13 protein-coding genes are annotated in these 13,438 nt (G+C 31.5%); 4 read left to right on the top strand and 9 right to left on the bottom strand.

The window, feature by feature from the left end:
- Positions 1-42 precede the first annotated feature (42 nt).
- Complete coding sequence (locus tag BN3657_RS03600; protein ID WP_062551808.1) at positions 43-1,872, top strand: LTA synthase family protein; 1,830 nt, start codon at positions 43-45, stop codon at positions 1,870-1,872.
- 3 nt (positions 1,873-1,875) lie between these two features.
- On the opposite strand, the gene BN3657_RS03595 is transcribed toward BN3657_RS03600, so the two are convergent.
- Positions 1,876-2,772: a DUF368 domain-containing protein gene (locus BN3657_RS03595; protein WP_062551807.1), complete on the bottom strand. Its 897-nt coding sequence runs from the start codon at positions 2,770-2,772 to the stop codon at positions 1,876-1,878.
- A gap of 119 nt (positions 2,773-2,891) precedes the next feature.
- Here BN3657_RS03595 and BN3657_RS03590 point away from each other — a divergent pair, with 119 nt between their 5' ends.
- Positions 2,892-4,241, top strand: coding sequence for a DUF438 domain-containing protein (locus BN3657_RS03590; protein WP_062551806.1), 1,350 nt, complete (start codon positions 2,892-2,894; stop codon positions 4,239-4,241).
- Positions 4,242-4,282: 41 nt separating this feature from the next.
- On the opposite strand, the gene BN3657_RS08490 is transcribed toward BN3657_RS03590, so the two are convergent.
- On the bottom strand, positions 4,283-4,426 hold the full coding sequence (locus BN3657_RS08490) for a hypothetical protein (protein ID WP_154664285.1): 144 nt from the start codon (positions 4,424-4,426) through the stop codon (positions 4,283-4,285).
- Positions 4,427-4,627: 201 nt separating this feature from the next.
- Here BN3657_RS08490 and BN3657_RS08485 point away from each other — a divergent pair, with 201 nt between their 5' ends.
- A complete protein-coding gene (locus tag BN3657_RS08485; protein WP_154664284.1) occupies positions 4,628-4,777 on the top strand; it encodes a hypothetical protein in 150 nt (49 codons plus the stop codon).
- 56 nt (positions 4,778-4,833) lie between these two features.
- On the opposite strand, the gene BN3657_RS03585 is transcribed toward BN3657_RS08485, so the two are convergent.
- Positions 4,834-5,556 (bottom strand): hypothetical protein, encoded by a 723-nt coding sequence (locus BN3657_RS03585; protein ID WP_062551805.1) that lies wholly within the window; start codon positions 5,554-5,556, stop codon positions 4,834-4,836.
- 93 nt (positions 5,557-5,649) lie between these two features.
- Positions 5,650-6,381, bottom strand: a complete 732-nt coding sequence (locus BN3657_RS03580) for a hypothetical protein (RefSeq protein ID WP_062551804.1) — start codon at positions 6,379-6,381, stop codon at positions 5,650-5,652.
- Positions 6,382-6,575: 194 nt separating this feature from the next.
- On the opposite strand from BN3657_RS03580, the gene BN3657_RS03575 reads away from it, so the two are divergent.
- Positions 6,576-6,926, top strand: coding sequence for a phage holin family protein (locus BN3657_RS03575; RefSeq protein ID WP_019139008.1), 351 nt, complete (start codon positions 6,576-6,578; stop codon positions 6,924-6,926).
- A gap of 51 nt (positions 6,927-6,977) precedes the next feature.
- Here the strand turns inward: BN3657_RS03575 and BN3657_RS03570 are convergent, their stop codons facing one another.
- The 5 genes from BN3657_RS03570 to purF all read right to left on the bottom strand — a co-directional run bounded on the left by BN3657_RS03570 (position 6,978) and on the right by purF (position 13,228).
- Positions 6,978-7,157 carry a hypothetical protein gene (locus BN3657_RS03570; RefSeq protein ID WP_062551803.1) on the bottom strand — a complete coding sequence of 60 codons (180 nt, stop codon included), beginning with the start codon at positions 7,155-7,157 and terminating at the stop codon, positions 6,978-6,980.
- A gap of 123 nt (positions 7,158-7,280) precedes the next feature.
- Positions 7,281-7,586: a DUF4298 domain-containing protein gene (locus tag BN3657_RS03565; RefSeq protein ID WP_019139010.1), complete on the bottom strand. Its 306-nt coding sequence runs from the start codon at positions 7,584-7,586 to the stop codon at positions 7,281-7,283.
- 113 nt (positions 7,587-7,699) lie between these two features.
- Positions 7,700-8,095: a pyridoxamine 5'-phosphate oxidase family protein gene (locus BN3657_RS03560; RefSeq protein ID WP_062551802.1), complete on the bottom strand. Its 396-nt coding sequence runs from the start codon at positions 8,093-8,095 to the stop codon at positions 7,700-7,702.
- Positions 8,096-8,208: 113 nt separating this feature from the next.
- Positions 8,209-11,877 carry a phosphoribosylformylglycinamidine synthase gene (locus BN3657_RS03555; RefSeq protein ID WP_062551801.1) on the bottom strand — a complete coding sequence of 1,223 codons (3,669 nt, stop codon included), beginning with the start codon at positions 11,875-11,877 and terminating at the stop codon, positions 8,209-8,211.
- On the bottom strand, positions 11,867-13,228 hold the full coding sequence (gene purF, locus BN3657_RS03550; protein WP_062551800.1) for an amidophosphoribosyltransferase: 1,362 nt from the start codon (positions 13,226-13,228) through the stop codon (positions 11,867-11,869). The genes BN3657_RS03555 and purF overlap by 11 nt, the downstream gene beginning before the upstream one ends.
- Positions 13,229-13,438: the final 210 nt, after the last annotated feature.

Here is a 13,438-nt window from a genome sequence, read left to right as displayed (position 1 = left end):
TTATAATTTCTTTAAGCTATTTTATTTTAAGGACATGAAAAAATGGAAAAATACTACAAAAATCTAACAAAAATTTTATTTTTTATAATAAACCTTATTTTTTATAAGACTTCTATAGGAAGCCCCACAAGTGATAAGGAACTTTACATATTGATTTTTTCTATAATTTTGACATGTCGTCTAGATTTCCTTTTTATAAATCTCTATCCCAAGAAAAATTATAAATATATACTTACCAGCCTTCTTGTTCTTTTTAAAATTAGCCTTTCAATTTATTTTAGAGAATTTCATTCCTTTAATATCTTCGAAAGAATAGGACTTGCAAGAGAAGCTACTGGCGTAAGTTCAGTTATCTTTAAAGACTTTTCTTTTGCCTATCTCTTAATGATTTTGTTGGGCTTTGCCCTAATATTTTTAATAAATAAATATTATGAGGAAGAAGATTTTAATAAAGAAATATTTTATAAAAAACTGGGAATCTTTTTTGCCCTTTTAATACTTCCAGGACTTTTTATAAAATCCATAAGACCAACTGAATTTTACACTTCTACTTTTCTAGGACCCATTTATTCGAAAATACAAGAAAGAAAAGATAAAAAGTCCTTAGAAAAAACTGACATAAAAAAATATTTTAGCTCTCGTCAATTAAAAAATAATGAATTTACTGGACTTGCAAAGGACAAAAACATAATCTTTATCCAATGTGAATCCTTACAAAATGCAGTCATAAATAAAAAATATAATGAAAAAGAAGTAACTCCTTTTTTAAATGAGCTTATAAATTCTAAAGGCTCTATTTACTTTGACAATTATTATGAACTTCTTGGATTTGGCAATACCTCTGATGCAGAATTTGTATCCATGTCTTCAGTTTATCCAAGTCTAAAGGGGCAAGCTTATTCAGTTTACCATGGCAAAACTTCCTATGCTCTTCCCACTCTTGCAAAGAAAATGGGCTACGAAAATATAGCTATGCACGGGAACACAGGAAAATTTTATGACAGAGAAAATATTTATCCAAAATTTTCCTTTGACCATGTTTTTCTCGGTGAAAGTTATGACCAAAGTGACAAAGTTATAATGGGCTTATCTGACAAATCTTTCTTCGAGCAGTCTTTTAATTTTTTAAGAAAATTTGACAAGAAGGGCCAAAAATTTTTTGCATTATTAGTCAGCATGTCCACTCACACTCCCTTTAATTTGCCAGAAAATTTAAGAAGCATAGAAAGAGAAAAAGATGATGACACGGATTTTGTCTACAATTATGTAAATTGTGCTAACTACACCGATAAGGCCTTAAAAGACTTTGTAGAAGAATTAAAAAAATCAGGCATCTTGGATAAAAGCATGCTTGTGGTTTATGGTGACCACCACGCTTACACCTTAAACAACAAAAAAAATAAAGAATCCATGGAAAGATGGCTGGGAAGAGATGTAGATTTTGACGACATGATGAATATTCCCCTTATTATTTATATTCCAGGCTATGAAAAAAATATAAAAAGAAATAATATTGGATCACAAGTTGATCTCTATCCCACAATCCTAAATTTAATGGGATGGGACAGGAGCAATATCCCATGTTTTGGCATTGACCTTTTGGGATCTGGCAAAGATGTTGATGAAAATGTAGTTTATCCTCAAACTTATCTTTTAAAGGGATCTTTTATCACTAAGGACAAACTCTTCGAATATTCTCGTGACGAAATTTTTGAAAATTCTAGATTTATTGATAGAAAAACTAGAAGACCTCTTCCCTTAGAAGCTGCAAAAAATGAAGCAGCTTGGGCAAAAATCTCCCTTGACTATTGTGAAAATTTAATGACAAATGACAATTTAAGAGAACTAATAGAAAAAAATAAAGAAGACTGAGAATTAATTTTCCCAAGTCTTCTTTTCTTTTTTTATCCTTATAATTCTAATTACTTCTAGGACAAACAAAATAAATATCCCAATAATAAATCCAGAAAGGCTAAAATTATCAAAGTTTAAGGGCAAATTTTTACCCACAGTTGTCGGACCCATTATAATTGCAAAAAGGGAACCCACAATCATACCGAGAATGAGATAAATCATCTTGTCCCTGTTCTTTCTCATCTTCTCTCTTATAATTCTTATGGACATAAATATTCCAAAGATAATGCCAAGGCTCATTACAATTATTGGCAAGATTTTTTCAAAATTAAATCTCATTACCTCTCCAAAAGCTTCAACTATTGGAATATAAACTCCTGCTATCAAAAGAATTGATGAACCAGAAATCCCTGGCAAAACCATGGCAGAAATAGCAAAGGCTCCCGCAAAAAATAAGTAAATGTAGTCAAACATATTTGGATTTATAAGATCAAAATCTCCAATAAGTCTAGATTTTTCCTTAAAATAAACCAAAAAAACTACAATAATTATTCCAATAAAAATAAAATAAAAATCTTTTTTGTTTTCTCTTAAAATTTTCTTCTCACTTTGAATTAAAAAGGGAAGGGACATGAGAGTTAGTCCGAGAAAAACTGATGACATAAAATAAATTTCCCTTTGGAATAATTCTGACAAGAAAAAAATACTTAAAAGTAGTCCAAAAATCCAACCAAGTCCCAAGTTAAATAGGTACTTGAAAGAGTCCCATCTTTTTCCCATTTTCCCTTCAAAAAATTCGTGCAAATTATCTATGAATTTATCATAAAATCCCAAAATAAAGGCAATAGTACCGCCGCTTACACCAGGTACAGAATCGGCAAGAGCCATGACCATTCCATTAAAAATATTTATTAACATATTTCCTCCATTTATCTATGATAACACTTATGGATATATTTTATTATTTATTTGATTAAATTTAATAAATCTTTTCTAATAATGGGTATAATATGCCTAACAAAGTTTTAGGAGGAAGTATGAAGAACATAAACGTAGACGAACCTGTAGCAAATCTCATTGAAAAATTTCCAAATTTAAAAAACATTTTAAAGGATTTAGGTTTTATTGAAATTACTAATCCCCTAGCCCTTCCTACTGTTGGAAAAATGGTTTCAATAAAAAAAGGAGCCAAAATAAAAAATATAGACTTGGATTTAATTAAAGAGAAGTTGAGAGAAGAAGGCTTTAATCTAGTTGATGTTGAAAATGTTAGTGATGATTCCAAAGAAGATAATGATAGACTTAGTCTCTTAAAATCCTATATCGAAAGACTTTCTAAGGGCGAAGACTTGGAAGCTGTTAGAAGTGATTTTGTAAAAAACTTTAAGGATGTCTCCTCAAAGGAAATAGTTGATGCTGAACAAGAACTAATTATGAGTGGCCTTCCCCTAGAAAAAGTCCAAAAACTTTGCGACATCCATTCTGCACTTTTCCACGAAAGTAATATTGTAGATGAGAGTCAAAAGGATTTGGAAAAAATTCCAGGTCATCCTCTAAATATCCTAAGTGCAGAAAATAAAAAAATTAAATTTTTAGCTGACGAAGTCAAAAATAGCAAAGACAAGTTAGCTAAGATAAGAGAGCTTTTAAAAATAAATTCTCATTACGGCAAAAAGGCTGGACTTATTTATCCTCTTTTGAAAACTAAATACGATATTATTGGTCCCAGTGATGTTATGTGGGCTGTCGATGATGAAATAAGAAGTGACCTGTCACATATTGTAAAAACAAATTCTTATAATGAGGAAAACTTAAATAAGGTTTTAGATAGGATCTATGAAATGATATATAAGGAAGAGAATATCCTCTTCCCACTTTTAAAAGAAAACTTCACAGAAGAAGAGTGGAATAAAATCTATGGCGACTTCGGAGAATATGGACTAGACCTAGTGGATGATGTCCCCCTTTGGAAGGACTACAAACCCAAAGAAATCCTACCAAAGGAAGAAAATTCTTATGGAAGTCTTGAATTCGAAACTGGAAGTTTAAAGATAAAGGAAGCCCTTCAAATTTTTAGGACCATTGATGTCGAGCTAACCTTCATAGATAAGGATGACTTTGTTAGATATTATTCTGAAGGAAAGGACAAAATTTTTCCTAGACCTAAGTCTTGTTTAAATAGAGATGTAGCTTCTTGTCATCCTCCAAAAGTTGTTCCAATGGTGAAGTCCTTGCTTGATGATTTTAAGAGCAAGAAGAGAGATCGTTTAGTTATATGTAAAGACATTAAGGGAAAGAAAATCTTAGTTAAGTACCTTGCAGTTTATGATGAAGCTGGTGATTATCTGGGTACTTTGGAAACAGTTGAGGACATAAGCCACTACTAATGAAATGAAAAAAGAAGCCACATTGAAGTGACTTCTTTTTTTTAATCTTCACATCCAATTACTTCTCTATAAATTTCCTCTGCCCTGTCCATATAAACGTCAGATAGGCTTGCAAGGAAAATTGGTGTGCAGAGGAAGAAAGCAACAAAAGCCATAACCATGCCATTAAAAATATTTATTAACATATTTCCTCCAGTCCTTTTATGATAACACTTAATTTTTAAAAATAAAAAAATCTTGGAAATTTTTACAAATATTTAATAATTTTTATTATTAGTAAATCTGTTTATTTTTTGTGGAAATAGGCTATAATTAAATTAAGTAATTAAAATATATTTATATTTTATAGAGAAACTCTTTAATATTAATTCCAAAAAGGAGGAAAAATGAAATACAAAGATATTATAGAAGACTTAGTTTGTACAGGGCTTGGTGTCATACTTGTAACTTGGACAAAGGATCCTTTTTTAAGTATTTTTATTCTTTTAATACTTCTTGTGATTTATAAATTAATTAGAGCTTTTTTTTCTAAATAATCTAACTTTCTACATAAAAAAATCCACTACATTAAGTAGTGGATTTTTTATAAGCCTTATATAACTTCTGTATCTTCTTTCATGTCATCATAAATACCTTCGATATTGTCCAAGTATATATCAGAGAGCCTTGCAATATAGTTTGGCCCCATAATAACAGCTGCAATTGCTGCAACTACCAAGGCAATAAAAGATATTGTTAAAATCCCTGACATACTTTTTGCAGGTATTATTATAATAATTGCCACAATTAAAGAAATAATTGTAACCTTAAAAACCTTTAAACCCATTATAAAAGTTTCAGAAAATAGTTTAAATCCTAATTTAATTATAAGTTTTAAACACTTAAAAAATGGCAAATCTCTATATCTCATATCTGCCATAACAAAATTTGAATAAGCAAAAATAAGTGAAAGAAATACTGTAACCAAAATATATAAAATTGAAATGAATACAATTCCTCTCATTCCAGCTGCAGCAAGATCAGCTCCAGTTAATGAAGTTAAAGCTGAAAAAATAAGCGCAGCTGCACTTATAAGACTAACTAAAATATTCATCAAGAAGACTTTTCCCGTCATTGTCTTTATTCCTCTAAAATACTCGCTAAAGCTACCTTCTCTATTATATAAAAGACCTCTACAAATTATGTAATTAATAATCCAAGCAAATATCGTTCCAATTACAGTAAGATTTCCATCATAAATATTTTCAAAAACCCCAGCTATAATTCCACTTAAAATCATTAAAAGGATAACTGAACCGTAATTAAATTTTCTCATTGTGACCTCCTATCTATGTCTGTTTTTATTTTAACACAAAATATATTTTAAAAACGAAAAAGCCACTGTAAAAAGTGGCATTTTTTTTGATTTTTAATTTTCTTCTTCTATTACTTCTCTATAAATTTCTTCAGATCTTTCTACATAAATATCAGAAATTCTCGCACTATAAGTTGGTTGACACAAGAAAAATCCAATAGCTGATATTACTCCAAAAAATATTGCTAAGATAGTAAGAGCCTCCATTCCTTGTAGAATAAAAATTAGCGAAATGAAAGTAACTACACCACATATTAGACTTATCTTAAAGACATCTAAAGCAGCCATAAAAGTCTCTTGAAATAATTTTGTTCCTGCCTTTACTATGAGTTTTAGACTGTCAAAAAAGGAAAGGTCCCTGTATCTCTCATCTGCCATGTAAAAATTTAAATAGGCAAAAATAAGGGATAGAAAAACTGTCACTAAAGAAGATAAAATTACTAAACTTGTAAATACCTTTGGGTTACTTACTTCGTAGTTATTAGTAAGTAAAAATCCTGCACCAGACAAAAGCATTGCCAAAGTAAGTAGGGCAACAGTTATTGCTCCCACTAAAAAATTCATCAAAAAGACCTTGCCTGTCATAGTTTTTATTCCCCTAAAATATTCAGAAAAGCTGCCTTCTCTATTATAAAGAAGTCCCCTGCAAATTATGTAATCAGTTATAAAAGTGACAATCCCTCCAAGAACTGATAAATTGCCATCAAAAATATTTTGCACGAACCCAACAAGTATTGAACTTACAATAAGTATTAAAATAATTGAGCCATAGTTGTATTTTCTCACAATATCATCTCCTTAATCTTTAAAACAAGTATAACACAAATAATTATCTCAATAAACAATTCCCACTAACTATTCTAACTTGTTAAATAATTAAAATTATACTTTAATTTATGCCAATATTAAAATAGAAAAGCTTTTATAAAAAATTTTCTTTGGGGTATAATAGAAATAGACGATACATAAAGGAGGAAGACATGAAAAAAATATTTGGTGCTTTAGTTGCAAACTTTTTATCATTTTATTTACTAGATTTAATGTTTAGCAATATATATTTTCAAAAAACAAGTGCCTTTGTGGCTATGGCAATAATCTTTTCACTGGTAAACTTGACAATAAAACCAATCCTAAAGGTTTTGTCATTTCCAATAACAGTTGTGACTTTGGGTTTATTTTCCCTAGTTGTAAACGCAGTAGTCTTGGAAATTGCCTTTAACTTAGTTTCAACCGCATCCATAGGAAGTTTTGGAACAGCTTTTTGGGCATCTATAGTCCTAAGTTTTATTAACAGTGCAATAAGAGAACTTTTAAGCAAAAACTTTAAGTAAAAAAATCCGCAGTTGTGAACAGACACGACTGCGGTTTTCTTTTCTAAAATATCAATAAATAACTAAATTGCCCCCATCCATATACATATAGAAAGTGTCGTAGTCTTCTTCTGGACTGCCCTTTAGAGAATAAATAAAATCATCTATCTTATCCATTACATCCTGATTGATTTCTAAATCATCGTACAAAAAATTAATTCCCTCAACTATAATTTTATTTTTTGATGCCATATTAAGCTCCTTTCATATCTTCTCATTATAAAAATAACTTAATAGGAGAAAATATTATATTGAGTTTTTCTTTCTATAATTATTAAAAAAATCCTGAAGCCTATTACAACTTCAGGATTTTAATTAACGATATTTTAAAACTTCAGTGGCAAGTTCAAGCATTTCTATTGCAACATTGAAATTTTCACCAAAAAGGTCAAAAACTGCATCTTCAGAAAGAACTCCACATGGAAGATCTTCTGGAAGTTCTCCCCTGTCATATCTTTCCAAGTCTTCAAAATAAACTTCAGAACTATAATAATCGCTAAGTTTTCTATATTCCTCTTGATGAGCCTCAAACTTTTCAATTGCGCCCCTTAGATTTTCAATTAAATCGTTGTGATCATTTAAAATCTTTTCCATCTCAGTAATTCTCTTAACAGGATCCATAATGTCCTCCTTTTAATAATAAGATAAATCTTCTGCGACTTTAATTATAATACAAAAATAGACTTATAAAAAGAAAAAATCAAAGTTCATATAGAAAAATCAGCTTTAAAATTTTAGATTTCCACTACTTCTCTATCGCCAGCAAAGGTTGAAAATACTGCTTTTCCTTCTTTAAGATATAGGACAGTCATTTTGCCATCGTCTGCATAGTACATATTTTCAAGAGCTTTTTTATTTTGATTAATCATTTCTTCTCTTACTTCTTTCCTGTCATCTTCCTCAAGAACAGCACTAAGCCTTATCCAAGTTTTCCCATCAAAGGCTGATATTTCTACCTTAGGATTTTTCTTTATTTGTTTATAAACTTCTTTTTCTTTAGAAGTAACAAGATATAATTTATCTTCAAATTTAGCTAGTGCACCAAAGGGTCTAACTCTAGCTTGATCATTATCTATTGTTGCAAGATAAAAAACTCCAACTTTTTTTAAGTAATCATAAATTTTATTCATAAAAATCCTCCTTTATTGTTTCTTACCCCAAGAGTCCTCTTTAACACAAATCTTACTAGTCTTTAAAATAAAAATAGGAGAAGCCCTAAGCTCCTCCTAAAATTTTAATTTTATCAGTCTTCTTTAAAGAATTCTACACCTGCAGTGAATATATCTTCAAGTTCCATGTCAAATATGTTTTTAAAAGTATTTTCAACAAATCTTTCGCTGTGGCCCATCTTTCCTAGGATTTTTCCATCTTCTGACATCAAGGCTTCTACATTTAGAAGTGATCCATTTGGTGCATCGGCATAGGACATTGCAACTTGTTCTTTTTCTAAAATGTCTTTAATCTTTTCTTCACTTGCTATAAATCTTCCTTCTCCGTGAGAAATTGGAACTTTGTAAGTTCTTCCTTCTTGAAGTTTTGCAAGCCATGGTGAATTATTTGACATAACAACTGTGTCAACTACTCTAGCTATGTGTCTTGAACAAGTGTTATATGTTAGAGTTGGGTCATCTTCTTCAAGGTCCTTAATTTTTCCATAAGGAAGTAGTCCTGTTTTAACTAGAGCTTGGAAGCCGTTACAAATTCCAAGGATTAGTCCGTCATTGTCTTCTAATAATTTTTCTATTGCATCTTTTACTTTTTCAGATCTAATTACATTTGCAATAAACTTACCTGATCCACCTGGTTCATCTCCAAGTGAAAATCCGCCTGGGATTGCAAGTATTTGTGAATTTGAAATTTTTTCTGCAAATTCTTCAATTGATTCTTGAAGGCTCTTTTCGTCTTTATTTCTAAATACAAGAACTTCAGCTTTTGCTCCAGCTCTTTCAAAAGCTCTTGCTGTGTCATATTCTGAATTTGTGCCAGGGAAAGCTGGTATAATGACTTTAACTTCGTCAACTGGCTTTTTGGATTTCATCCTTCTCTTTGGAGCTTTCTTTTGTTCAAATTTTTCAAGTTTATTTGAATCAATTGGCTTAAAGATTTTATCCATTGTGTTTAGATATGCTTTTGAAAGTTTTTCTAGGTCTAATTTTTCTCCATTTACAAGCATTTCTTCTTCTTTAAATTCACCAAGTTTTTCTATAAAGTCCCTATCTTCAAGGTATTCTACTATAAAAGATCCGTAAAGTGGTGAATATAAATCTTCTAATTTTATGTCAAATCCAGTATTATCTATTGCCATTTCAAAAATTTGTGGAAGGCTTCCCTTGTGGTTAATTGCTGCTGCAGAAATTATATTTCCTTTTTCAATTTCTTCTTGAAGTTTTTGGAAGTTTGCTTTTGCCATATCAAGGTCAAGCGCTCCAATAGAATCTCTATTTGTCTTTATGATACCAATTTTTCCTTTTCCCTTAAATTCTGGACTTATGATATTTTTTGCATCAACAGTATTTACTGCAAAGGAAATTAGTGTTGGAGGAACATTTATATCTTCAAAACTTCCACTCATTGAGTCCTTGCCTCCAATTGGAGGTGCTTCGAAAAATCTTGATGCTTTTAATGCTCCAAGTAGTGATTTAAGTGGTTTTGACCAAGATTTTTTGTTGTCCATTTTTTCATAAAATTCTTGGAAGGAAAGTCTTATGCCAGATAGGGGAGCACCTGCAGCTACAAGTTTTGCTATAGATTCTATTACTGCATAGTAACCTCCAAGATATTGTGATTCAAAAGATAGCTCAGGGTTAAATCCATAGGACATGACTGATGCAGTTTTGGACTCTCCATCATCTGTTGGGATTAGGGCTGCCATAACTTGTGCTGGTGTGTTTTGTTTTTTTCCACCAAGTGGTTGTAAAACAGTTGCAGCTCCAACTGATGAGTCAAAGAGTTCAATCATATTTTTCTTAGATGTTATATTTAAATCTGATAAATATTTTTCAAGATCTTCTAGTCCATCTTTATTTTCCAAAAATTCTGGAAGGTCTTCTGAAACAACTTCAACTTCTTCAAATCTCTTGGCACCTGTTTGATTTACAAAATCATAGCTCATGTCGCAGATAAGATCATCTTCATAGTACATTTTAAGTCTATTATCGCCAGTAACTCTTGCAACAACTGTTGCTTCTAAGTTTTCCTTGTCAGCAAGTTCCATGAATTTATCTACATCATCTTTAGCTACAACAACTGCCATTCTCTCTTGAGATTCTGAAATTGCAATTTCTCTTGGTTTTAATCCCATGTATTTTAATGGAACTTTATCTAATTTTATTTCAATAGAGTCTGCAAGTTCGCTTATGGCAACAGAAACTCCACCTGCACCAAAGTCGTTACATTTTTTGATTAATTTTGCTGCCTTTGGATTTCTAAATAATCTTTGGATTTTTCTTTCTTCTGGTGCATTACCCTTTTGAACTTGGGCAGATTCTGTTTCAATAGAGGAAACATTGTGAGATTTTGATGATCCAGTTGCTCCACCAATTCCATCTCTACCAGTTCTTCCACCAAGTAGGATTACAATATCTCCTTCACTTGGTTCGATTCTCTTTACATTTTCAAGAGGACATGCTGCTATAACTGCGCCAGTTTCCATTCTCTTTGCCACATAGCCTGGGTGATACAATTCATCAACAAGACCAGTTGCAACTCCAACTTGGTTTCCATAAGATGAATATCCAAGAGCTGCTTCTGTGACAATTTTCTTTTGTGGAAGTTTACCTTCAAGAGTTTTTTCTATTGGAGTGAATGGATCTCCTGCTCCTGTTACTCTCATAGCTTGATAAACATAGGATCTTCCAGAAAGTGGATCTCTTATGGCACCGCCAAGACAAGTTGAAGCTCCTCCAACAGGTTCAATTTCTGTTGGGTGATTGTGAGTTTCGTTTTTAAACATAAGTAGATAGTCACGTTCTTCTTCTTTTCCATCTACTTCTACTTTAGCCTTTATTTTTACAGAGCAAGCATTTATTTCTGATGAAACTTCTAAATCATCAAGTTTGCCATTTTTCCTAAGTTCCTTGGATAAAATTGTTCCAAGTCCCATAAGAGTAATTGGCTTTTTGACATCTAAGTCTTCTCTCATCTTTAGGTAGTCATCAAAAGCTTTTTTAATTTCCCTATCAAGTTCTGTCACTACATTAAAATCAACATCAAGTTCTGTGTTAAAGGTTGTGTGTCTACAGTGGTCAGACCAATAAGTGTCTATTATTGCAACTTCAGTTTCATTTGGATCTCTATTTTCAGATTTAAAATAATCTTGCAAAACTTCCAAATCTTCAGGACTCATGGCAAGAGATTTTTCTTCCACAAATTTCACAAGACCTTCTTTATCAAGTTCATTAAAACCATCATAAACTAGATTTTCGTGGTTTTTCTTTGCATCTTCACGAAGTTCAGTTTCCTTGTAAACATCAACTTCTTGAGAATCAACTGGATTAATCAAAAAGGCTTTTATCTTTTCAAGTTCTTTTTCATTAACTCCACCAATATCATAAACTTCTGTCACCTTTGCCCTGATTTTTTCATCAGTAAAAAGTGCAAGAGTTTGAACAAGTCCATCTTCTCTATTGTCAAATTGACCTGCTTGATATTGAATTCCTATTGGATTTTCAAAAGAATCTTCTAATTTTTTATAATCTTCATAATAAACTTCTTCTACTGGAGCTTCATAAAAAACACTTGCCATAGTTTTTTCAAGAGTTTCATCTGATACATCTATATCGTATCTCCTGTAAGTTTTAATATAAGTAGGCTCGATGCCAAGAGAATTTTTAATTTCTTCTCTTAGGGCCTTTGATTGGTGGTCAAATTCATTTTTCTTGCAGATATAAATTCTTTTAACATTATTTTTCATCTTCAATTAACTCCTTTGGCTCAACTGCATAATTGCCATTAAAGCAAGCTTCGCAGAAATTATTTTCTTTCATCAAAGTTGCATCTAACATTCCCTCCATAGATATAAAGGCAAGGGAATCTGCACCTATTTTTTCTCTCATTTCTTCAACAGAATAGTTTGCAGCAATGAGTTTTTGTCTTGATGGCGTATTTATTCCATAATAACAAGGATATTTTACTGGAGGAGAAACAACTCTCATGTGGACTTCCTTGGCACCAGCTTTTTTCATTCTCTTTATCAAATTCTTGGAAGTTGTTCCTCTTACAACAGAATCATCTACAAGGATTATTCTCTTGTCCTTTAAAACTGTTTCAAGAGGATTTAACTTTAATTTTACAGAAAGCTCTCTTTCTTCAGCTGTTGGCTTTATAAAAGTTCTTCCCATATACCTATTTTTTACAAGACCTTCTGCAAAAGGAATTCCAGATTCTTGAGCATAACCCATTGCACCAGGTGTTCCTGAATCTGGAACAGCAATAACAAGATCAGCATCAACAGGTGCTTCCTTAGATAAAATTTCTCCGCATCTTCTTCTAAAATTATATGAGTTAACTCCATCTAAATTTGCATCAGTTCTTGCAAAATAAACATATTCAAAGATGCAGTGTTTTCTTTCAGCCTTTTCAAAAAAATCAGAATGGATGCCCTTCTTGTCGACAACAACAATTTCTGAAGGTTCAACATTTCTTATAGCATCAGTTCCAATTATTTCAAGAGGAGCATTTTCTGATGCAATTATGACTTCTCCATTTTTTGCTCTGCCAATTAAAAGTGGTCTAAAACCATTGGGGTCACGAAAAGCAACTAACTTATCTTCAAAAAGCATTACAACACTGTAAGCTCCCTTTATCCTTGCCATAGTTTTTTTAACAGCTTCAATAATGTCACCTTGGTAATACTTGGCAACGAGAGAAAGAATTACTTCTGTATCAATTGCAGTTTGAAAAAGCATACCTTCATCTTCTAGTTCAGACCTAATTGATTCATGATTTACAAGATTTCCATTGTGAGCAAGGGCAAATTCCTTGTTCTTAGAAAAAGCAAGAAGTGGTTGTGAATTATATTCATAAGATCCACCAGCTGTTGCATATCTGACATGACCAATTCCAATATTCCCCTTTAACTTTAAGAAACTTTCATCATCAAAATTATCATAGACAAGTCCCATACCCTTATCTAAAACCATATTTTCTCCATTAAAGACACAAATACCTGATGCTTCTTGTCCCCTGTGTTGAAGAGAATTAAGTCCGTAAAATAATTTTTTGCTCACATCATTTTGTGAGTAAATCCCTATAACTCCACACATTAGTCTTCCACCTCATTCTTCCAATAATAAAAATCTTCCATTCTTCCTCCAATTAAAAAAGCTCATCAAAAAGATGAGCTATCAATATCTGTATGTGAAAAATTAGTCGCAAATATTGCGTTTCTAAGTCCGTAATCTCTATGTATAAAAACTTTTGAAAACACAGGCAAGAAAATCATAAAATCAACTAATCCTCCAATTCATAATAAA

Origin of the sequence: Peptoniphilus phoceensis, assembly GCF_001517665.2 — a bacterium.
Lineage (GTDB): Bacteria > Bacillota > Clostridia > Tissierellales > Peptoniphilaceae > Peptoniphilus_A > Peptoniphilus_A timonensis.
Note: the sequence above shows the minus strand (reverse complement) of the source record. Positions and strands in the feature narration are given on the sequence as shown.

Bases quoted from the DNA above. Each gene is read 5' to 3' on its own strand.
- BN3657_RS03570 (WP_062551803.1), bottom strand. From the start codon at position 7,157: ATGGCATCAAAAAATAAAATTATAGTTGAGGGAATTAATTTTTTGTAC.
- BN3657_RS03590 (WP_062551806.1), top strand. From the start codon at position 2,892: ATGAAGAACATAAACGTAGACGAACCTGTAGCAAATCTCATTGAAAAA.
- BN3657_RS03595 (WP_062551807.1), bottom strand. From the start codon at position 2,772: ATGTTAATAAATATTTTTAATGGAATGGTCATGGCTCTTGCCGATTCT.
- BN3657_RS08490 (WP_154664285.1), bottom strand. From the start codon at position 4,426: ATGTTAATAAATATTTTTAATGGCATGGTTATGGCTTTTGTTGCTTTC.
- BN3657_RS03565 (WP_019139010.1), bottom strand. From the start codon at position 7,586: ATGGATCCTGTTAAGAGAATTACTGAGATGGAAAAGATTTTAAATGAT.
- BN3657_RS08485 (WP_154664284.1), top strand. From the start codon at position 4,628: ATGAAATACAAAGATATTATAGAAGACTTAGTTTGTACAGGGCTTGGT.
- BN3657_RS03600 (WP_062551808.1), top strand. From the start codon at position 43: ATGGAAAAATACTACAAAAATCTAACAAAAATTTTATTTTTTATAATA.
- BN3657_RS03555 (WP_062551801.1), bottom strand. From the start codon at position 11,877: ATGAAAAATAATGTTAAAAGAATTTATATCTGCAAGAAAAATGAATTT.
- BN3657_RS03560 (WP_062551802.1), bottom strand. From the start codon at position 8,095: ATGAATAAAATTTATGATTACTTAAAAAAAGTTGGAGTTTTTTATCTT.
- BN3657_RS03575 (WP_019139008.1), top strand. From the start codon at position 6,576: ATGAAAAAAATATTTGGTGCTTTAGTTGCAAACTTTTTATCATTTTAT.
- BN3657_RS03585 (WP_062551805.1), bottom strand. From the start codon at position 5,556: ATGAGAAAATTTAATTACGGTTCAGTTATCCTTTTAATGATTTTAAGT.
- purF (WP_062551800.1), bottom strand. From the start codon at position 13,228: ATGTGTGGAGTTATAGGGATTTACTCACAAAATGATGTGAGCAAAAAA.